Origin of the sequence: Leptolyngbya sp. AN10 (genome assembly GCF_050565645.1) — a bacterium.
GTDB lineage: Bacteria > Cyanobacteriota > Cyanobacteriia > Leptolyngbyales > Leptolyngbyaceae > Leptolyngbya.
In genome coordinates, this window is record NZ_JBNXVP010000021.1 from 26,131 (window position 1) to 46,897 (window position 20,767).

Consider the following 20,767-nt stretch of genomic DNA (forward strand, 5'->3'; position numbering starts at 1 on the left):
GGAGTTTTCAAGCTTCTAACCTCATCGATATGCTTTCTACTGATTTGCTTGCATTTTATCGGGACATCTGTTCGCGAACTTTGACGGTGGTAGATCTCGAAACATCGGGACATAAGCCGCCTCGCAGTCGAGCGATCGAGGTTTCTGTTTTAAACGCAAGCCTAAAAGATGGCATCCTCAATCAAGAAACGTATTTGATCAATCCGGGTGTGAATCTTCCGCCGATCATCACCCAGATTACGGGCATCACTCACGAAATGTTGGAAGATGCGCCGCCACCAGAGGAAGTTTGGACAAAGTGCCTGCCATTATTGGAACAGGGCATTTTGACTGCACATAATATTAGCTTTGACTATCCGTTTATTCGATCGGAATATGCTCGGTTAGGAATTCCGTTTCATCGATCGAAATCCGAACAGTTTTGCACCGTGAAATTTGCGCGATTAATGTTGTCGGAATTACCTTCGCGCAGCTTGCCGAACTTAGTTAAACATTTCAAATTTCCGGTTGGAGAATCGCATCGAGCAGAATCAGACACAATGGCATGTTGGCTCTTAGCGGAAATGCTATTGAAGGAGATTGCCAATGAAGATGATGAAGCGGTGTTAGCTAGAATTGGACAGCAATTACTCTCGATTAGTGATGTCACAAAGATCATTGGCGGATCGCAAAAAACAGCACGCGATCGATTAGATGCAGCAGGCGTTGAACCTTATGTGTCCCAGAAAACCGGAGCATACCTTTTCCGAAGAGTTGATGTGGAGCGAGTATATTGGCAGAAACATCAACTTTCTCTACCCTAAGTATTGATGATTCCTTAGTAAGGGATCTGCCACTTAATAGAATCCCGCCGTTCATTGCACTGCCCCGGATTGGAAGTCGGGGCTAACTGGGCGAAGTCCGTTTCAACGGACTGAAGAGCCTGAATTTAGAGTCTTCAGTCCCCTTTAGTGGACTTTGTTCTATTAGCCCCGACTTCCAGTCCGGGTCGGGATAGCGCTAAGGAGATTTATCGAAAACAAATTACCCGCTGTCTTCGGCTTCGCTCAGTCAGCTAGAGATCGCGCCCTGAGCGAAGCCGAAGGGCAGTCTTTCAAGCGGTAAGCTCTTTCGTAGAAATCTCCTAAGAACAGAGCTACTCTTGTTGGGGGCTTATCTTCAAGCACCTTCCTAATCTCCAAAGTGCTGGCGCACTTAAAATCCTATCTAGAAGATTCAATGCGAAACTTACGGTAAAAGTTGTTTCTCAGCACCTAAATTGCGTAGTTTTCGCTAGTTAATTCGTGAAAGAACCGTGAAACCTGAAAACGTAACCATAGTGGAGCGTTAGCTCAGGGAACGAAAATGAAAACGGCTTACAAATTTCTCATCGCTTGTGCAACCGCAGCAAGTGTCGTGAGTTTTGCTTCAGGCGCGAAAGCAGAAACGGCTGCGGGTGCTGCGGCATTCAGCATCAACAATGCGGGTGTCGTCACAGGTGTGGCAATGTCGGCAGCGGTGAGTGACGTGGACACTCTGGCAGTCGCAATGAACACTCAGATCGGAAATGCAACCTTTGCACTGGGTAGCATGACTCCCATCACTGCACCCGAATGGGAGCGTCCGGCTGATGGAGCAGGACAAACTGCAACAGGAACAGAGATTACAGGCGGAGATGCAGTTATTTTTATCTCGGACGGTGAGCCTGAGTTCAGTCAAGGCGGCACTGATGGAGGTGAACTCGAAGAAGCTTACTCGGCTGGCTACGATGATGGCTACGATGATGGCTACGACGATGGCTTCAGTGATGGAAGCGGTCCTCTACCTCTTTAATCGTCTTGATGGAATTCAAGGATAATTCCGTTTTCAGTCTCTTTTTGAGATAGATCTTCCCTCTGAGGTGTGGAACTCCCGCTCAGAGGGGTTCTTTGCTGACAATCGCGGTTTTTCAGTCAGCGTAGTGTGTTGTGATTTCCCTGCAAGGCTTAAGTATGATGTCTTCTCCGTGGTTTCGATTCTTGGTGCGATCGACAATTTGCGCTCTCTTCACTAGCAGTACGATCGCAGGTTTAGCAAATTCAAGTTCCGCCCAAACACAGCCTTCTTACAATCCCCCACCGCGTATTGTTCCCGATCGCTTTGTTTCGCCTGATGTGACTCGAACCATTCTAAATGGTGCAACGTTAAATCATTGGATGCAGGGTGAAGTGCGATCAGGAGTCGATTTTGGGGAAGGCAGAAGCGAGAATGTTACCTTCAATGGAACTATCGAACTGAGTAATCAAATTCAACAAAGCATTACTCGTAATAATGTTCTTACCCTAGAGCAACGAGCAGAGTATTTACAACTCATGACGGTGCTACGGAAGCGAGAATTAACACTCGAACAACGCCGCCCTTACACGATGCTAGGGCAGCACATTCAAATGAGTTTAACTGCGAATTGTATCTTTCCAGATGCTGATCCACAGCAGAAATGTAACTATACACCCGGATTAGTCATTGATAATTCATCGCTCGATCGAGCTTTTCTGATTCCGACTAGAGTTCGACAGACCGCGAAAGTTGGAACGATGGTTTCACCTGAAACCATTGCTGAGATGGAGAAGCCAGGGTTTCAACGAGGAAGTAGTGATCAGGAAGTTGCATTGGATGTGCTGCTGATTAATTCTGGAGCTTATCCAGGAAATCAACAAACGAAATTAACTCGCACCGATCGGCAAGAGAGTTTGTCTTATACGCCAGCAGTACTCTACTCTCGTGTGCATCAAGTGGTCAGAGCAAACTCTAAAGAAGCTGCGATCGCACGAACGATTCGCGGAAGTGGCTTTGTTTGGGATCATGAAAATCTCGCGCTCAATTCGCTGGTGCAACTTGCTTCGGAAGCTTTGCCGAATGTGGTTCCGATCGTGCAAGGAACAGACCAACCTCCAAATCAAAATCTGAACCGGAACCTGTTAGCCGCGATGAACAATGCCCGTTTACCAGATGGCAGTTTGACGCTGTATCATGCGGGCGTTGGACGGGCAGCAAGTCCTCAAACGAATGCTAGGGATCTGCTCAAGTTACCGAAAGCATCTTATAACGGGGTTTGGATTGGACTGTCCCCGGTGATTGAGCGAACCTTTTCGCGATCGCTTGGATATGAACTGACTAGCGATCGACGAGTTCTCAAACAGGGCGGCGGTGAAGGTGGAATCAACAATGACGTTGATTTTATCTCAGTGATTAACACCGATCGCTATTCTACGAATAACTTAGAAGATTTTTACACTCAGGTTTATCTCACCGTGTTCGAGCATGATGCGGATTTAGTGAGTCGAGTGCGCCAGGTCGATCGAGTTCGATACTATCCGCATTTGAGCTATGTGGGGAATGTTACTCGTGCAGATAGTGTGCTGCGATATTACATGGGAGCGATTCTCGCTGAGTCGTGGAATGCTTATGTGGGAGCAGATTTTAGTCGAAGTACAAAAACAGGGTGGACTTATAGCTTTGGGGGAATTGGCTATTTGAACCCGGACTATGATTATTACAGTCGCTTGAGTGCTCAGTTAGCAAAGCGATTTCGATTGAGCAATCGTGCAAGTTTTTCACTAGGAACGCGAGCAGTTTGGGCAATTGATCAAGATACACGCTTACGAGATTTTGAAACAACGGGACAAGGAAGCGCGATCGCAGTTGAAGCAAGGGGAGCGTTTTCACCGTTTTCGATCGCATTTACGCGAGTGTTCGGGGATGTGTTGCCAAACTCGATCGAGGGAAGTTCCATGATTGATATGACATTACAGTTAGGATCACAGGTATTTTTAACTGGGTTTGTCACATTGATGGATCAGAAGACAAGCTCTAATCGTTACGGTGCTGGGCTGCAATGGCGAGTGAACAATCAGGCGAATAGTCCGACACTCGTTTTTGCTTGGCGCAATACATTGTACGACTATGGGCTGGATAGCTTTAACCGCGAAGTTCGAGTGAACAATGATACGTTTTCAGTGTCGTTCAAAATGGGATTCTAATCGAGCAAGCTTAATTGGATGATGTTCGGATCGGTTTTAGGCTTTTTGCGACGGGATGTAGTTTTGTGCGGTTTGATTTCGACATGAGCCACGAGCCAGGATCGAAGAAAGGTCGATCGCTCTAAATCCAAACTATCCAAATCTAATGCAGCGGGAAACAGATCAGGCGAAGGTAGCTGTGCCCATCGAATCTCGCTTTCAAAGTGATCATGTCCGAAGGGTAGGACTGATTCTGGCATTCGAGCGAGGTGCGGGAGAACATTGGAACTTTGGCGGAAGTTCGATCGCTGTTGTTCTAATTGTTGAACTCGATTCGATCGTGCTTCCCGATAGTTCAAAATTGGCGCAGGATAACCTTTCACCCGTGGAGGTAGCCCTAATTGAACTGCGGGAATATTCGCAAGCTCTGGAACCCATTTTTTGATAAACTCGCCGTTTGGATCACATCGATCGACTGCTGCTTGCTCTGGATTGTAGATTCGCGTCCAGCTTTTATCTAAACAATGGGTGACTCCAGCTTGCATTGCCCATTGGTAATGATCGATCGGGCAATCTCCATCAATCAAATGCCGCATAAAGTGAAGCGCACCATATCGCCAATCCATTCCAAGTAAATTGCTTAAGAAACTTGAATACAGAGCACGCGATCGAAAGTTCATTGATAGCCATCCGCCCGTCGCTTCTAAACATCGAGCAGTTGCATCAATGATTGGAAATCCCGTTTGTCCACTTTTCCAAGCTTCGTAAAGGGTTTCATCAAATTCCCAACCCTCTTGATCAAAGATTGGATAGAGCGATCGTAGTTCTAATTGTGGAAGATACCGGAATCTTTGAGTGAATCCACTGCCCCAACGTAATCGTGAGATGAATTGTTTTCGACTGCGTTGTATCTTCTGATTACTGTCATATTTCAATAAGCGTTGTGCAGTTTGATAACACTCGCGAATTGAAATGACTCCAAATTTGATATGTGGACTTAAACCGGATGTGATTTCTGCGCCGGGATAAGAAAGTTGCCAATAATATCGATCGACTTTTTCAGTTAGAAATTCTTGGAGTAATCTTCTTGCCGCGATCGTTCCAGTCGGTGGAATTGGTTTGTTATCTGGCAATAATCCCAAATCTGTCAATGTTGGAATCGATTCGCTGAACACATCATCTGGAGTCGGAATGTTAATCGGAGTGGGTAACATTTCCGCAGTCATTTCGCGATACCAAAACTTTCGATAGTCGTTGTAGGGCATTAACTCTGAAGTTCCAGCAGTCGGCTCAAACCAGCGAATTCTTAGATCTTGTTCTTCTAACGCACGATTGAGTCGGGCATCTCGGACTCGTCCATAGATGCGTTCGTAATCGATGTAAGCATAGATGCCATCCGCTTCAGTCTCTCGAATCAAATTCGGTAGGATTTCAACCGGATCACCGAATCTGAGAATTAAACGTCCGCCTCGATCGCGCAATTCTTCATCGAGCGATCGCAGACAGTCCAGCATAAAAGCGACTCGTGCTGAACCTGTTTCGGGATGATGCAACAAAGCACGATCGAAGATAAACACCGGAATCACGGCTCCACGCGAAACTGCTCGGTGCAATGGAGCATGGTCACTAATGCGTAAATCTCGACGAAACCAAACGATCGTGCGCTTCATGAATGTTGTTCGAGAAATTGATTCACATCTTCGATCAGGCGGCTCAGTTCAGCTTCGGTGTTCAGTCGAATGCGATCGTCTCTCAACGTCACAAGAACTCGCGCCGCAAATGGAGAAGCCCAAATGTTCGGATTACAAAATAACTCTAGAAAGATATCTCCAGTGTAGCGATATTCCATTGAAGGTTGGGGTGCGGGTCTGCTTCCGGTTGTCGTCGCAGTAGTTTTCAAACGTCCCATTAGTTCATTCAGGTTTGCTTTTAGCTCTTGGGCGGCTTCGGGGGTGAAGCGGAATACGACAGAGCCAGTCTCTAGATTTAAGGTGAATTGAGTCATGATTCGTTTTTTATCGTCTTCGTCATTCTAATTTTTAGCTGATAATCTTTCACAACAATTTCGAGAACGCGATCGCAGATCAGGTTTAGAACTCCTGCGATCGTGCTCCCAACTTGAGAATTTTTTCAAAAAGATTTCGTTGTTATGAAAACCCAGAATCTACTAGCGGCAAAGCTTTCGAGCGTTTTTTGAATCTCAGATCTACACTTAAGCGATCGCTACTTTAGATTCGTATGGTTTTAGATAATCGATCGACTGTTCGCAAAGTTCTACTCATTACATTGCTATTAAATATTTTCGTTTTAATTCTCAAAGCGGTCGTCGGCTGGCTTACTGGGTCACTTAGCTTGCTTGCAGATGCGCTACATAGTTTGACCGATAGTGCTAGTAATATTCTGGGATTGATATCGAGCCGATTTTCGTCACCGACTCCCGATCGAGATCATCCCTACGGACATCAGAAATACGAAGCGATCGGTGCTTTGGGAATTGCAGCTTTTTTAGGAATCGCTTGCTTTGAAATTTTGCAAGGTGCGATCGATCGACTGTCGCATCCTAGTCAACCTGTGCAAATTAGCGATTCAGAACTTTGGTTATTGTTGATTGTTCTTGGGGTAAATATTTTTGTCGCTTTTTATGAGCGGCGAGAAGGACTGCGGGTGAATAGTCCAATTCTGATTGCAGATGCTCGACATACCGCAAGCGATATTTGGGTGACGATCGGCGTATTAGCGGGACTGCTGGGAATTTCGTTATTTAACTGGCAGTGGTTAGATGTGGTGCTGGCATTCCCAGTGGCAATTCTGGTGTTTTATAGCGGTTGGTCAGTGCTGAAACAAAACTTACCGTGGTTAGTGGATGAAATTGCGATCGCACCAGAAGCGATTCATGCGATCTCGATGACAGTTCCGGGTGTGCTGAACTGTCACGATATTGCCTCTCGCGGTGTAGTGGGACGGCAGACCTTTATCGAAATGCACTTGATTGTTGATGCGAAAGATGTTGAGACTGCTCATCGGATTACTGAAGAAGTCGAAGCTCGATTAATCGATCGATACCGTCCAGTCCGGGTGATGATTCACGTTGAACCGCCGTCGTATCAAGAGGATCACATTAGTTTTGGAGTGTAACTACAACAATCGAAGTTGAGTCTGCACAACTTCCATCTCTCCAGAATCGGATTCGATGTAAAACTCTTCTTGTGCGAGTAATGCTTTGGCAGCTTCTAAAATTGGATCAGCTAAGAGCTTCAAATCTTCTCGATTCGCAAGATACGCTCTCAGTGCATCTAAAGGCTCGATCGCAGTTCCAACGCCCAATTCAGGTAAACGCGATCGGGACATTTGCGAGACTAATTCCGCCTGAATTGTGTATGTATGCGCGATCTCTAACACAGTGTGCAAATCGGCATCATCAATCAAATCAATTTGCTCTGGTCGAACTTGATACAAAACACGAACGACCGCATCTTCGATCGACTTTTTCTCGATCGCCGCTAGTAAATCGATGTGCGGATCTTCGGATTCGGTAAGATCGACCTCGATCGTGCAGAACGATCGTGCAGGTAACGGACAGAATTCGAGTTCTGTAGACCCTCGATCGACTTCTACCAGAACGTATCCTTTTTCCTCTTCCTCTTCGCTAAAATCAACTCGTTCAATGCTACCTGGATAAACCACCAACGGATTTTCCGACAAAATTTGATGCCGATGAACATGACCCAAAGCCACATAATCGAACGCATCACGAGTTAGAAAATCTAATGGAATCGTGAATCCTTTTCCAACCGCTAAGAATCGCTCTGCACCATAATTGGCAGCATCCACCATTAAATGAGCGAGTAACACGGTCGGAATCGCTGGATCGAGCTTTCGGATTTCGCCTTCCATTGCCGCACGTAATCGATCGAGTAATAAGTGCCCCACTTCCGACATTGATAATCCTTCTGTTTCAGGACGAGTGAGCAATGTCGATCGTGTTAACCACGGCAAAGTAATCACTTGAATGTCCCCATTCCGGGTTTGAATTCGATGCGTGTCTAATCGATCGCCCACAACCACATGAGGAACACCCAGCGTTCGATAGATACACAAACTTGCGCCGCCTGCCCCTTGAGAATGCTGATCATGATTTCCCACGAGCAGCACCGAAGGAATTCCCGCATCTGCAAGCCGACGAAACTGACTCGCGAAGGCTTGTTGAATATAGGGTGGCGGAGTCGCATCAGGGAAAGCATCGCCCCCAAATAGCACCAGATCAACGGGTTCAGAAAGTGCTCGATCGAGACATTTTCCCAAAGTCGCGACGAAATCCTCCAATCGCGTATTCAACCCAGTTTCGGGATTGATCTTGCCGTGAACGAATCCACTCCCTAGATGAATATCAGACAGATGAAGAATCTTGACCATAGGATGCCGCTGAGACAATCTCACTCTATTAAAAACGATTCCTGACTTTGTAGCCGTAAAATCCTTTAAGATGACCAAAGCGAACTGTTCCAGTATTTTGGTCTGATCATTTCCGCTAAATCCCGTTATGCTCCTAGAACTTTCAGGTCGAACGAAATACGCGCTAATGGCGATGCTAGAACTCGCCACGGTCTACGACAGCGGTGAAACACTCCAGATTCGACAAATCGCAGCCGCACAGAACATTCCCGATCGATATTTAGAACAATTGCTGGCAACCCTCAGACGCGGAGGACTGATTTCGAGTGAGCGCGGCAAAAAGGGCGGTTATCTTTTGGCGCGACCTCCCAAAAAGATTACGCTGCTAGAAATTGTGAACTGTATGGAGGGTAGCGATCCAGTTGAAATCAATGATGAGGGTGACTCAGTTTCGGTCAAAGCCATCTCTCAAATTTGGCAAACTGTGAAGCGGGCAGCCGATGGTGTTTTAGAGAAAAATAGCTTACAAGATCTTCTAGAAAAGCGGAACTATCTAGAACAGCCTGTCACGATGTATTACATCTAAGCGCAAGTTCATTATTTAGCAATTTTCGTAAAAGCGCGAAACGGGGAGCAAGACTCAGTCTCACTCCCCGTTTCAAAAATGCACCTCAACTTTAGTTAATGACTTCTGCAAGTTCTACAACTTGTCCGTGATAGTCTTTTACCAAAAAGTTCAGCGGCTTCTCACGACGAATTTTGTGCTTGATACCACGAGATTGAACCCGCAGCAAAATTTGATCCAGACAATCTCGATCGAAGCAGACATGACGCTGACGATCTTTTTCGCCCATTGTTGCGCCAGAAATCACATGAAGCTGCGTGTTTTTCTTTAGTTGATACCACAGTCCATCGTTGCCGTTGCCCCGTGCGGTCGTGCTACCCATTGAACCCGATAAATACATTGGATTCACGCCTGCCGTTCCTAGCGACTGTTCGTAGTTGTAGTAATAGTGCAACGGAACCTCAGCAACCGCCAATTTCAGCATTCCGCCATAAAAATCGCGGGCACTTTCGAGATCGGAAACCATAACCGTATGAACTTTCGGGGCGCTCGTCAGGAAAAGCCACATCGCTACGGCATACGCACCGAGCAGCATGACCATAATGCCTTGGGTCGAAAACAAGCTATCCATAGATATAAAGTAACTAACAGAGATAAGGTGGCTGACGCAATGGGCTGGCTAAAGAAGTCTATTTATTCTATCAACACCAGCGCGAAGGCATCCGTAAGCTTTAGGAAATCACAACGTGTTTTCGGACGCGGATTGTAAAAAAAGTGTGCCGTTTTTCCTGGGGACTGTATATAGTAATTAATTCGACTCTGACACTATCTTATGAAAGCTGTAGCGATTCCAACCTTTCCAGAGGCACGTCACCCGATCGTTAAAGCGTTGTTTCATCACAGCGATCAAGAACTTCTGACGCTGTTTCAACGCTACCCGGATTCGGGTCAATTCTTTGTTGCGCTGTTTTGTCGCTACAGCCCGATCGTGTATTCGTTGATTTCTCGGTCAGCAAGATCCCCAGTTCAATCCGAATATTTGCTGGCAATGATTTGGCGACACGTGTTTCATGAACTCGCAGGAGTCGATTTACGGGCGTTTAGTCAAAGCGGCTCCACGTTTCAAACTTGGCTCTTGGCGGTGACAGCATCAGGAATTAATGAAGCAGAACTGCCTTCGGTTGAAGAGATTCATTACGATATTCGATCGATGTCTCCGCCGTTTTGGTGTTATCTCGATCGAGCTTTAGAACAGTTGCCGCCTGCGACTCGATTAATGGTCGTAATGTCGCAAACGTTCCACTGGAGCGAAACTCGAATTGCGGCATATTTACAAGCAGAAGGCGAACAGATTAGCCCAGACGAAATCAAGACGCAGTTGCAAGAGGGCTATCGAGTTCTTGAAAAACTTTTGCCAGAAGACATTAGAACGATCTATCTCGGTGGGAATTCTAGAGAGCAAGAGTCGGTTTCCGAGTTGGAGGCTGACGATGCAAGCCTAGAAGAACTCGAATTTTTCTGATGTTGACTCTCAAATTTGTTGGATCGATTGCCGGAATTTTACTGCTCACTGGAACGCCGAGTTTTGCCTCTAGTCTGACTCGACAGCTACACACGCCCGTTCGCACTCAGGGCGAAACACGAGAAACCGCCGATCGCTCTGTTCAATTGGGCATTCAAGCGCAGCAAGCCGGATCGTCAGAGCAAGCGATCGCACATTGGCAGAACGCGATCGACATTTACCGCCGGATCGGAGAAGTTCCTTCCCAAGGTCGTGTATATGATCTGCTTGGCATGACCTATATCAATCTCGGTCGGCTGAATGAAGCCGAAAATGCTTTCCGTCGTAGTTTAGGGATTGCACGAGATTTGAACAACACGATTAGCCAAATCTACGGATACAACAATGTTGGGCAAGTGATTCTCCAACGCGGTCAAACTCGCGAAGCTGCGAAATCATTTGAAGAAGGCTGGAGACTGGCACGAACGATCAGACATCAAGCGGGACAAGGGTTATCGCTGAGTAATCTGGGTTTAGCCAATTCCGCACAAGGCAACTATCGAGCCGCGATCGCGTATCTTGAGCAAGCTCGGAATTTTCGAGATCAGGCAAAAGATCCGGTTGGAGCAGCAAATACTCTGAATCATTTAGGCGAGGCGTATTTAGCGATCGGCGATGCTCGATCGGCTTACAGCGCTCACGATCGAGCCATGACTTTGGCACAGCAGAACGGAGATCAACCGACTCAGTTTCGTGCCTTTGACGGTTTGATGCTGGCATATCGCGGCATGGGACAAGAAAATCGCTTTGTCGAACTGTTGAATCAGCGTTTAACAATGGCAACCCAGAAAAACGATGCTTGGCAGATGTTAACTTCGCTGAAGATGATGGCACAACACCAACGACAAACGGGTAAATTGGCGGTAGCAGAAAAATATTATCAGCAAGCCTTTTCGGTCGCACAACGGTTAAATGCCACGGGAGAACAAGCGTTTTTGAGAGAACAACTGGGACAACTACGGTACCTTCGGTAAGCGGAGCTACCGCGCAAATTCAAGTGGTAAGCCTTTCCGGGCGTTTTACTTTTAACGAGGATACTCATCATGAAACGACTTTTCTACCTGCCCGCACTTCTGGTTTTATTCACAGGTTGTCTTCCCCTTGGTCCCTTTCTTTCTAATGAGTCAGGCAATAACAAGCCAGCCAGTCCAACCGCAGATTCGAGTAACCCCGTAAGCAGCCCAGGGAACCAGCCGACACAGCCTGTTACCAAGCCTCCCGAAAAGAAAAGCAAAGTCGATCAAACCGTGCTTCGTGTGACCGCAGCCCAACTGAATCGCAATACCCCGCAGCAAATTGATGAAGAAACCACGCTGACCAAAGTAGATGTTCAAGAGGATGGACTGCTGTACAATTTTCAACTTGTGACTAAAACGGCTGCCGACATTAATGACGATGCGAAAGAAATCATCCGCAACGTAGTGAAAGAGAGAGTTTGCAGCGATGCAAGTACCAGCGCAAATTTGAAAGACGGTTATTCTTTCTACTATTCTTACGTGGGCAAGGATAAGCAACCGATCACCAGATTCACGGTCGCTCCCAAGGATTGCGGCTTTAATTAAGGAATGAGCCAAACTAATCGATCGACGAATCGACTCGTTCCCTTTTACTTAGGAGAGCAGCGAGATATCGAAGGACGAACCATTGAAGAAATCTTGGCGTGGGACTTTGAGGAATTAGAGTGCGTCCACAATTACATTCAATGGTTGTTTCCTTTGGCGGAACGAAGTGCTTTTAATTCAGATGCGCCGATCGTTACCTCAGAGACGATCGAGGCGTTTCGATCCAATCCGCAGTTGCGTCAGAATTTAGTGCGATCGCTGCAAGTGATGCTACGATTCTACGGATTACAAGAAGATAACGGAGAGATCACGCGCTCAGAAGAGTATCCCATTCGCAAATCTGAATGGATTGGTCGCTTTAATCACAACTATCTCCGAATCACTCGAATCCTAAAATGTTTGATGGCATTTGGATTAGAGCAATACGCACAAGCTTTCTACCGCTGCTTAGAGCAGATCTATCGAGAAGAATCTAATCGGATCGGCAGCGAAACGTTTCACTACTGGACGAATGCAGTGAACCCCTAAGAAGGCTATACTCCGTGGACTTTGCCATTCGGCATGATTGCGCCTTGAAGATTCGCTCCTGTAAGCTTGACCATCACTCGATCGTCAAATCCCACTTTTGCACCTCTCAAATCTGCGCCTCGTAAATCTGCCCCGCTCAAATCGGCTCCAATCAAATTCGCCTCTCGCAAATCGGCTCCACACAAATTCGCCTCCAGCAAATTCGCCCGAAATAGATTTGCTTTCTCCAGTTTCGCGCCTTCAAGATTTGCCTTGTGCATAAATGTATCGCTCAAATCCGCACGAGTTAGATTTGCCCGACTGAGATTGTAGCCAGAGAGATCTTTCTCTTTCAAATTCTGTCCGCTCAAATCTTTCCCGGTCATGTCCGGCATTTGAGGACGGGCAGGAGATTTTGGTGGGTGATGATACTCAGCCCGGTAATGCGACTGACGGTAATAATTCTGAGTGTTGTCAGAAGGTTTCGGGGGTTCAGATTTCGGAGTCGATTCGCTCGATCGACTCTGCCCATTCGAGGATTGCGAATAATTTGGACGAGGATACGGCTGATACGTTTGATAGTTAGGACGAGTCCGCTCAGAATGTCCATTCGTAGAGTGACCATTTGTTGAATGCCCATTGCTTGAATGTCCGTTCGAGTGCCCATTGCTCGAATGCCCGTTCGTTGAATGCCCATGACTTGAATGTCCGTTCGAGTGACTATTGCTCGAATGTCCATTAGAAGTCTGCCGTCCATTCGTTGAGGAAGTTGGGGGACGGTAATAGTAAGACTGGTAATAGGTTTGTTGCGAGGCGGGTTTGGGTTGAGCCGCAGGAGGCTTCGTCGCCGTACCGTTTTTGAAATGCGATCGCAAAATATCCCGCGAGTGATTCAGTTCCTTAATTTTCGCCTCGGCTTTTTGCACCAAACGAGGATTATCTTTGGGAATCCGATCGGGATGCCAAATAAACACAAGGTCTTTGTAAGCCTGGTTCACTTCTTCAAGTGTCGCCCCAGACTCTAACCCCAGTACTTGATAGCAGCGTTCAATCTCGCCCATCTACTTCACCATCCTGCGCGATCGACCAGTATCACTGTGATTACTCACTCACCCATTCTCCTGGAATGAAGTAGAAGTTTGCTTTGATTCAGTGTAATGGGTTCTCTAGCTTCCTGCCTCAGAATAAAGAGTGATTTAATCTCCTTAACTGATTCATTAGTTTTCCAAATCATCGAAAAAAGGGAACAAGGCTGTCTTTATCCTAATCAAGCCTCATTCCCTTTGGATCGGACTGAACGGAAAATTAACGGAAGATTCCGAAGATACCAAGCGCAGGACCTAAGACAGACCCAATACCTTCTGTAAAGCTTTGGAATCCAGTCTTGCGAACGACAATCGTATCGCCCGCTTGCAATGGTGGGTTGTTAGCTTGGTCAATTCCACGCGAAAAATCAATGTTCACGCTTCGTCGATCGACAGTACCGTTCGGCTGAAGTCGGATAAATTCCACTTCATTCCGCCGCGCACCTCGCGCAAATCCACCCGCTGCTAATAGCGCCTGGTTCATGGTTGTATAGGGAGCCACTTGCACCGCTCCAGGTCTTTCCACCTGACCGACTACGTTTACCGTAATCAGTTCAGGTGAAATTACACCTCGACCCATGATCGCTGCATCTTCTGGCGTAACGGCTGCGGTCGCCATTGGGACAATCACACGATCGCCTTCTTGCAAGAGCAGATCCTGTTTGGCATCTCCCTCGCGCAGCAAGCTCATCAAGTTGACTTTTATCACTTGCTCAGTCCCGTTCGAGACCGTTCGCCGGATCTCGATATCGCGGATGTTAGCGCGTTGGGTAATTCCACCTGCCTGCTGAAGTGCTCTCGTGACCGTAGGTGCTCTTAACCGTTGAGTCACGGTTGTGACGGGAGCGGCTCCCGGAGCCGCAGGAGTCGCAGTCGGATCGGGTTGAGAAATCGTTTCACCTCGAACGGTTTGAGGACCCGGACGATTCACTTCACCCGCAACGATGACGCTAATTGCTCGATCGAAGCTGGCTGCCAAACTTGAGTTGGATAATTCACTGGAAAGTGCTGGATTCAAAGCGGTTGCAGCCGGAATCACAACCGTATCACCATCGCGCAGTTGAATATCTTGAGACAGATCTCCAGCAGTCAGCAATCGGCTCAGATCGACTTTAAAGTTCTGAGTTCCACCGCCACCGGGACGACGACGAATAATTTCGACCCGTTTGAGATCGGCAGATTGCTTAATGCCGCCCGCCATCTGTACCATGCGGCTCAGAGTTGGAATTCCAGTATCACCGAGCGTGGTCGTATAGGTTCCAGGACGTGCCACTTCTCCAGACATTGCCACTTGAATCGGACGAGCCGCCAAGAGACTAACCGTAATCACGGGACGAGTTAAATATTCGCTATAGCGACGAGACAACGTATCCGAAGCTTGGCGTAATGTGAGTCCTTGTACCGAAACGCCACCCGCTAAAGGCAGATTGATCGAACCATCGGACATGACTTGGTATTCACCGCTGTACTCCGGAACTCCGAAAATATCAATGCGGACACGATCGCCGGAACCAAGTAAGTAACCCTCATCCACTCGCACAGCAGGCGCGGATTGTTGAGCGGGTTGGCGAGTTCCTGCACTTTGCGCCATGACAGGAGTCGCGGGTGCCACCAATCCAAGTAGCGTTGCCAGCATCAGCGGGTTAGGCTGAACCTTTCTAACTGCTGAATTCAAATCCATAGATCTTTTTAATCTCCTAAGCACAAACAGTCCGATTCATTTCTGCGATCGCAGCCTGATACACCCCAAGGGTTTCCTGATGAACTCGTTCCACTCGCAACCAGTCTATATTAGTCCGGGCGCGAATTTTCCAAGCCTCCAGGTCTTTTGGGCACTTTAGCAACCCTGAAAGGGTTTCAGAAAGCGCCTTCACATCTCCAACGGGAACGAGTTGTCCCGCGCTGCCTCCGTCTAGAACTTCCGGGATACCGTCTACGTCACTGGCAACGATCGCACATCCAGCTTCCCGCGCCTCTGAGAGTGCCAGTCCAAAGGGTTCTTGACGTGAGGCAAGGACGAAAACATCCGTTGCCAGGAGATAGCGTTGCGGCTCAGTTTGAAATCCTTCAAAGTGAATCCGTGCTTGGTGAGGGGTGTTGTTTGCTTGCCGCTCGAACGCTGCCCGATGAGGACCATTTCCTACCAAATATAAATGGGCAGTTGGATGTTCGTCAGCTATCCGCACAAAGGCTTCAATTAAGTCATATATTCCTTTACGGTGATACAGTCCTGCTATGGTTGTAATCGCAGGATGCTTAAGTGATAAGGGTTTGACATGATCGATCGAGGGATGTCTAGGGGTTCCGATCGTGCCATTTGCCACGACGTGTAGTTTCCGTACAGGGATGCCGCGATGTTGCATTGATCGTGCGACGGCTCGACTCACTGCGATCACACGATCGGCAATTCCCATCAGAATTGCGTGATATTGCCATTCGTTATGAACGGTTGAAATCAAGGCGTAGCCTGAGTTTCTACGGAGTAGCTTTGCAAGAATCACCCCCGTCATCATGTGGGTATGGACGATATCCGGTGAAAATACTTGCGTGATTTTTCTAAATTCGCTTGTAATATTTAATACTTCAAAAGGCGATCGTAATTCTGCGATCGTAAAATGCCGGATCTGATACTGCTTCATCAAAGTTTCATATTCGCCGCCGCTGGAGACGATTGCGACCTCGAATCCAGCTTGTGCTTGATAGCAAGCCAAATCGATCGCGGCGTTAACAATACCATTTCCGATGTCTTGAACGTGGTTGAGAACGTGAAGGATTCGCATCAGCGGGCTGCAAGTAATCGCTCGATAAAATCAACGTACTGATCAACGATGCGATCGCGCTCGAATTCCAGAGAACGTTGTTTGAGAGCAGCACGATCGACAGGTGAATCTAGCATTTCCAGGATGGCGGTCGTCATGGCTGTTGGATCAGCCACTGGAATTAGCCTACCGTATTTTCCACGGTCAAGAATTTCCGCAGGTCCGCTGGGACAGTCCGTAGAAACAACGGGTGCACCACAAGCCAGTGCTTCCGCAACCACATTTCCGAATCCTTCAAATCGAGACGATAAAACAAAGAGCGTTGCTTTGGATAAATAAGCATAAGGATTGTCTGTAAATCCGGGCAGTGCCACATCGGATTCAAGACCTAATTTTTGAATCAGTTCTTCTAATAAATGGCGATCGTCTCCTTCGCCTAAAATTATCAGTCGAGCGGGGCGATTTTCACGCACTTTTGCAAAGGCAGTAATTAGCGTTGGAAAGTCCTTCTGGCTGACCAATCGCCCGATACCCAGAATTACAGGCGGTTCTCCTGGTTTGAACCACGGGTGATCGATCTCTATTTCGCTTTTCTGAAAAACTTCCTGCGTGATCACCGGATTGTAAATGACTTGAATGCGATCGAGCGGTATTCCTGTTAATCCAGTCACATCTTCTGCTGTTCCAATTGAAGCCGCCACGACCGCATCCGATTTGGGATAGAACCAGCGCACCATCCGCGATCGTAATTTTCCAAATGTTTGCCCTTGATGGTTTTTGAACTGCTCAGATAAATAAGTCTGAACACACATCACAATCTGGGTTGGGACAGTCTTAGGACGTGCCCAATATGCGGAACTGAGAATATCTAAAGCTGAGAACAGAATCGCTGGCTGTTCTCTCTCTAAATAGCGGCGAAGCGCGATCGTTTTCGACACAACCAGCGGGAACTTTGCCCGTAAATCAATCAATCGCACTCCGGGCGGAACAAGCTCAAGATATTCTCCTCGAACTTCAGCCAAGACCAAATCTACGCGCCATCCTCGTTCTGCAAGCCCGATCGACAAATACAGCATGGCGCGTTCGGCTCCTCCTCCCGCTAAGGTAGGGAGAAAGACGCTAATTAGAGGCTTGGTAGTGGGTTGGCTAACGGTCATGTTTTAGAACAAGAACAGAACTTTAGCATGATGTAATCTCGTAATTAATTCGTCTCTCTGTAGTTTGGGAGACAAAGAAATATCCGTATCGATTCGATATGTCGATCGAACTATTCCTTCAGCAAGATTACATCAATCGGCTCTGTAAATGCTGTTGAATTTGAGTATTTGTTTCGGCGAGTTGAAACTTTTGACGCGCTTGCTGCTGAGCGATTGCCGCGACTTTTAATACTTCGGTTTGAGATTGGCGACAGTATTCGATCGCGCTTGCCAACTCTTTCGGATCATTTGGTGCAGTGAGCCAACCTGTCACATCTGGATCAATTAATTCTGTTGCGGCTCCTGCTTTTGCTGCGATCGTCGGTTTGCCACAAAGCATCGATTCCACGATTACTCTACCAAACGGTTCAGCCGCGATCGACGTATGAGCTACTACATCACAAATTTTCATCAGCGGAATCACGTCGTCACGGAAGCCGAGAAATTTAACTCGATCGTGCAAATTTAGTCGATCGACTTGTTGCTTTAGCTGCCGAACGTACTCTTGTTCACCGAATAGAGCATCGCCTACAAAAATCGTGCTCACTTTTGAATCACAATATTGCAAAGCTTCGATTAAAACATGCTGCCCTTTCCAGGGAGACAAACGGCTGAAATGCCCGACCACAAATCGTTCTTGAAGTCCAAGCAACGATCGCAATTCATTGGTATCGATTTCAGCTAAATATTGATCTAGATCAAATCCGTTGTAGACCACTTCTACCAGTTTTGGATTTCCGCCTGCTTCAACGAATGCGGCTCGGCTTGCTTGAGAATTGGCAATCACTAACTTGGCTCGATTCGCCATCAAAACTGCTAAGCGGCGATTCGTTGAACTAAAGTGATCTGGAGAAAGAATATCGTGCAAATGATAGACTAGTGGGCGGCGAGAAATTGAACTTGCGATCGCGCCTACGACTAATGCTTTCTGAGTATTTGCATAAATCGCATCATACTCGCGACTCAGCGCAGTAACCCGATTGATCAAAGGAATCAACTGGCTCACACTGCGTAAACCTGCGATCGCGCCACTAGATTTCCGAACCGCGATCGCTTTTTCTGCCAAGACTTGAGCCGGAATGTTTCGCTGTTCTAAACGCCGTCGAAAATCACCATCTTCAAATAAGCCGACCAAGCAAGAATTTTGATACGCCGTTGCAATATCAAGCAAGCAAAGTTCTGCACCACCAGACTTACCCGTTTGGTCTAGAAATAAAAGCCTCACACCACTAACCCCACAAACAATCAATCCACTGTGAAGCCAGACTAATCGAAGGGAAATCTATCGATCGGGGGATTCTAGCCAGCTATAAATTCTGTCGAGTTGGTCGATCGTAACGAGTCCATACTGCCAAAGAATCATCGGCAGAGGTCCTGGATTTTGTTCGCGGTAACGGAGGGCAAGCGCGATCGAAGAAGTCGAGAGCGAGAGTTCTTCTTGGAGGAAGCGAATAAATTTTGAGTGCGTTGCAGTAAGCATTAGACCGTCACCTCCGGGTTGACACAGTAGAAAGTGAACCCAATTATGGGTAAGCAAATTGAGTTTGGGAGAAGCAGGTAGCCAGTAGAAAAGGTGGACTACAAAGAGGAAGAACACGAATCGCTTGATTCGGGGGGCAAGTCCTGAGTTAGAAACAAAAAATCACGCCAATTCTATTCGGTCGAAGCCTGCTCTTACTAGAGAAAAAGGTGCAAACTTCTATGCAATTAGACTGAGATATAAATTTAATCGCTGATTGCTGAAAGTGTCTCTATCTAAAGTTTGGTTGTAAATTGTCATCGGTTTTATAGTTTTGTTATTTCTCCTCACACTTAATAACAAATGTTGATAGGAGTAGAGTGTAGGGGAGTATACGGTTACACTCCAATTCCTTCCAAAAGAGTTAACAATTAGACGATGAGTCTATACTTTCGATAAGTTTTATTCGATGCTTTTAATTACGAATTTGCTGAATCGCAATACGATCTCCGACTTTTAATCCGAGTTCTGCGGCTCGACCTGCTCTGAGTTCGATCACTTGGTCGATATCTTCTGTTGGAGATCCATAAGTCGGGCAAGGGTCAGCTTTACAAGGTGGCACATTCGCTTTAATCACACGAATCTCACCTCTCCGCAGAAACAGCATATCTAGCGGAATCAGCGTGTTTTTCATCCAAAACTGAGTCGGACGCGGCGGATCAAATGGGAAAAGCATTCCGCGATCGTCTGCCAAACTCGTTCGATACATCAATCCCATTGCCTGTTCTTCTGACGTTCTCGCGACTTCCAGCTTAATCAGTTGGTCGCCCACTTTAAAGGATGCAGTTAATGGCAAAACTTGACCCATTGCAGAAGGAGACTCGATCGCGGGCGATTCAGAAGGTTTGACTTCGGTAGAAAGACGTTGTGAAGCTCCCGCAGAACAGCCAAGCAGCAACACTCCCAAACTTAGACACAGGATTTGATATTTCATGACTCTCTCAGGACGTAACCAACACCACGAACTGTTTGAATTAGGCGCTTCTCGCCTTCATCTTCAATTTTTAAGCGCAGATATCGAATATAGACTTCAATCACATTCGATTCCCCGCCAAATTCGTAACCCCAAACATTTTCTAGAATCTGCTCTCGTGTCAGAACTTCGCGTGGATGTTCCATCAAATATTTGAGCAACTCGAACTCTTTCATCGTGAGATCGATCGCTCTTCCATTCCGCAATGCCTGACGAGTCGATAAATCTAAGACTAAATCTCCAAACCGTAGTTGCTCGTTACTTGGTGCATCAGGTTTGAGGTAGAGCCGCACGAGTTTGAGAAAGTCCTCAGAGCGATATGGTTTGAGAAAATAATCGTCGGCTCCTGCTTCGATGCAAGCCACACGATCGTCAACGGTATCTCGCGCCATCAAAAGCAGGACGGGAATTCGAGCGCCTGTTGTCCGAAGATCGTGGCAGAACGTTAAACCAGAATCGCCTTCCAATAAGCGATCGACGACGATGAGTGAGGGATGTTTGTCGATCGCTTGTCTCAGTCCCGCCCGTGAATCATGAACTACGATCGTGTCATATCCCGATTCTTGCAGATCTGAACTGACATGATGTGCTAGAGCCTGATCGGTTTCAACAATCAACACGCATGGAGTCGCTTCGGCAATACTCATAATTGATTCGCTTCGATTTACGCC

At 47.0% G+C, this 20,767-nt stretch carries 21 protein-coding genes; 9 read left to right on the forward strand and 12 right to left on the reverse strand.

Annotated features, from left to right (window positions below):
• Nucleotides 1–29: 29 nt before the first annotated feature.
• The 3 genes from ACQ4M5_RS25825 to ACQ4M5_RS25835 all read left to right on the forward strand — a co-directional run bounded on the left by ACQ4M5_RS25825 (nucleotide 30) and on the right by ACQ4M5_RS25835 (nucleotide 3,998).
• The gene (locus tag ACQ4M5_RS25825) at nucleotides 30–803 is read left to right on the forward strand and encodes a 3'-5' exonuclease (RefSeq protein ID WP_430678592.1); all 774 of its coding nucleotides are present in this window, start codon (nucleotides 30–32) and stop codon (nucleotides 801–803) included.
• A gap of 541 nt (nucleotides 804–1,344) precedes the next feature.
• The gene (locus tag ACQ4M5_RS25830) at nucleotides 1,345–1,812 is read left to right on the forward strand and encodes a hypothetical protein (protein WP_430678594.1); all 468 of its coding nucleotides are present in this window, start codon (nucleotides 1,345–1,347) and stop codon (nucleotides 1,810–1,812) included.
• A 158-nt stretch (nucleotides 1,813–1,970) separates the two neighbouring features.
• Nucleotides 1,971–3,998, forward strand: a complete 2,028-nt coding sequence (locus ACQ4M5_RS25835) for a hypothetical protein (protein WP_430678595.1) — start codon at nucleotides 1,971–1,973, stop codon at nucleotides 3,996–3,998.
• Here the strand turns inward: ACQ4M5_RS25835 and ACQ4M5_RS25840 are convergent.
• Both ACQ4M5_RS25840 and ACQ4M5_RS25845 read right to left on the reverse strand, forming a co-directional pair.
• Nucleotides 3,995–5,647 carry a cryptochrome/photolyase family protein gene (locus ACQ4M5_RS25840; protein ID WP_430678597.1) on the reverse strand — a complete coding sequence of 551 codons (1,653 nt, stop codon included), beginning with the start codon at nucleotides 5,645–5,647 and terminating at the stop codon, nucleotides 3,995–3,997. The genes ACQ4M5_RS25835 and ACQ4M5_RS25840 overlap by 4 nt on opposite strands.
• The gene (locus ACQ4M5_RS25845; RefSeq protein WP_430678598.1) at nucleotides 5,644–5,982 is read right to left on the reverse strand and encodes a hypothetical protein; all 339 of its coding nucleotides are present in this window, start codon (nucleotides 5,980–5,982) and stop codon (nucleotides 5,644–5,646) included. The genes ACQ4M5_RS25840 and ACQ4M5_RS25845 overlap by 4 nt, the downstream gene beginning before the upstream one ends.
• A gap of 233 nt (nucleotides 5,983–6,215) precedes the next feature.
• On the opposite strand from ACQ4M5_RS25845, the gene ACQ4M5_RS25850 reads away from it, so the two are divergent.
• Nucleotides 6,216–7,112, forward strand: a complete 897-nt coding sequence (locus tag ACQ4M5_RS25850) for a cation diffusion facilitator family transporter (RefSeq protein WP_430678599.1) — start codon at nucleotides 6,216–6,218, stop codon at nucleotides 7,110–7,112.
• Here the strand turns inward: ACQ4M5_RS25850 and sbcD are convergent, their stop codons facing one another.
• Nucleotides 7,113–8,390 carry an exonuclease subunit SbcD gene (gene sbcD, locus ACQ4M5_RS25855; RefSeq protein WP_430678600.1) on the reverse strand — a complete coding sequence of 426 codons (1,278 nt, stop codon included), beginning with the start codon at nucleotides 8,388–8,390 and terminating at the stop codon, nucleotides 7,113–7,115.
• Between the two features lie 127 nt (nucleotides 8,391–8,517).
• Between sbcD and ACQ4M5_RS25860 the strand changes: the two genes are divergently transcribed.
• A complete protein-coding gene (locus ACQ4M5_RS25860; protein ID WP_430678601.1) occupies nucleotides 8,518–8,955 on the forward strand; it encodes an RrF2 family transcriptional regulator in 438 nt (145 codons plus the stop codon).
• Nucleotides 8,956–9,046: 91 nt separating this feature from the next.
• Here ACQ4M5_RS25860 and ACQ4M5_RS25865 read toward each other — a convergent pair whose 3' ends face one another.
• Nucleotides 9,047–9,565 carry a glyoxalase-like domain protein gene (locus tag ACQ4M5_RS25865; RefSeq protein WP_430678602.1) on the reverse strand — a complete coding sequence of 173 codons (519 nt, stop codon included), beginning with the start codon at nucleotides 9,563–9,565 and terminating at the stop codon, nucleotides 9,047–9,049.
• A 201-nt stretch (nucleotides 9,566–9,766) separates the two neighbouring features.
• Here ACQ4M5_RS25865 and ACQ4M5_RS25870 point away from each other — a divergent pair, with 201 nt between their 5' ends.
• The 4 genes from ACQ4M5_RS25870 (at nucleotide 9,767) to ACQ4M5_RS25885 (ending at nucleotide 12,585) form a co-directional block, all read left to right on the forward strand.
• Nucleotides 9,767–10,456: an RNA polymerase sigma factor gene (locus ACQ4M5_RS25870; protein WP_430678603.1), complete on the forward strand. Its 690-nt coding sequence runs from the start codon at nucleotides 9,767–9,769 to the stop codon at nucleotides 10,454–10,456.
• Entirely contained in the window at nucleotides 10,456–11,469 is a 1,014-nt protein-coding gene (locus ACQ4M5_RS25875) for a tetratricopeptide repeat protein (protein ID WP_430678604.1), read from the forward strand. Before ACQ4M5_RS25870 ends, ACQ4M5_RS25875 begins: the two co-directional genes overlap by 1 nt.
• Before the next feature lie 69 nt (nucleotides 11,470–11,538).
• Nucleotides 11,539–12,057 carry a hypothetical protein gene (locus tag ACQ4M5_RS25880; protein WP_430678605.1) on the forward strand — a complete coding sequence of 173 codons (519 nt, stop codon included), beginning with the start codon at nucleotides 11,539–11,541 and terminating at the stop codon, nucleotides 12,055–12,057.
• Between the two features lie 3 nt (nucleotides 12,058–12,060).
• The gene (locus ACQ4M5_RS25885) at nucleotides 12,061–12,585 is read left to right on the forward strand and encodes an opioid growth factor receptor-related protein (protein ID WP_430678606.1); all 525 of its coding nucleotides are present in this window, start codon (nucleotides 12,061–12,063) and stop codon (nucleotides 12,583–12,585) included.
• 5 nt (nucleotides 12,586–12,590) lie between these two features.
• Here the strand turns inward: ACQ4M5_RS25885 and ACQ4M5_RS25890 are convergent, their stop codons facing one another.
• From ACQ4M5_RS25890 to nblR, 8 genes are all read right to left on the reverse strand, one after another.
• On the reverse strand, nucleotides 12,591–13,625 hold the full coding sequence (locus ACQ4M5_RS25890) for a pentapeptide repeat-containing protein (protein ID WP_430678607.1): 1,035 nt from the start codon (nucleotides 13,623–13,625) through the stop codon (nucleotides 12,591–12,593).
• A gap of 244 nt (nucleotides 13,626–13,869) precedes the next feature.
• Nucleotides 13,870–15,330: a polysaccharide biosynthesis/export family protein gene (locus tag ACQ4M5_RS25895; protein WP_430678608.1), complete on the reverse strand. Its 1,461-nt coding sequence runs from the start codon at nucleotides 15,328–15,330 to the stop codon at nucleotides 13,870–13,872.
• Nucleotides 15,331–15,346: 16 nt separating this feature from the next.
• On the reverse strand, nucleotides 15,347–16,429 hold the full coding sequence (locus ACQ4M5_RS25900; RefSeq protein WP_430678609.1) for a glycosyltransferase family 4 protein: 1,083 nt from the start codon (nucleotides 16,427–16,429) through the stop codon (nucleotides 15,347–15,349).
• Nucleotides 16,429–17,565: a glycosyltransferase gene (locus ACQ4M5_RS25905; protein ID WP_430678610.1), complete on the reverse strand. Its 1,137-nt coding sequence runs from the start codon at nucleotides 17,563–17,565 to the stop codon at nucleotides 16,429–16,431. Before ACQ4M5_RS25905 ends, ACQ4M5_RS25900 begins: the two co-directional genes overlap by 1 nt.
• Nucleotides 17,566–17,692: 127 nt before the next feature.
• A complete protein-coding gene (locus ACQ4M5_RS25910) occupies nucleotides 17,693–18,829 on the reverse strand; it encodes a glycosyltransferase (RefSeq protein ID WP_430678611.1) in 1,137 nt (378 codons plus the stop codon).
• A gap of 57 nt (nucleotides 18,830–18,886) precedes the next feature.
• A complete protein-coding gene (locus ACQ4M5_RS25915) occupies nucleotides 18,887–19,084 on the reverse strand; it encodes a DUF2949 domain-containing protein (RefSeq protein WP_430678613.1) in 198 nt (65 codons plus the stop codon).
• 454 nt (nucleotides 19,085–19,538) lie between these two features.
• The gene (locus ACQ4M5_RS25920; RefSeq protein ID WP_430678614.1) at nucleotides 19,539–20,057 is read right to left on the reverse strand and encodes a DUF192 domain-containing protein; all 519 of its coding nucleotides are present in this window, start codon (nucleotides 20,055–20,057) and stop codon (nucleotides 19,539–19,541) included.
• Nucleotides 20,054–20,743: a response regulator transcription factor NblR gene (gene nblR / locus ACQ4M5_RS25925; RefSeq protein ID WP_430678615.1), complete on the reverse strand. Its 690-nt coding sequence runs from the start codon at nucleotides 20,741–20,743 to the stop codon at nucleotides 20,054–20,056. Before nblR ends, ACQ4M5_RS25920 begins: the two co-directional genes overlap by 4 nt.
• Nucleotides 20,744–20,767: the final 24 nt, after the last annotated feature.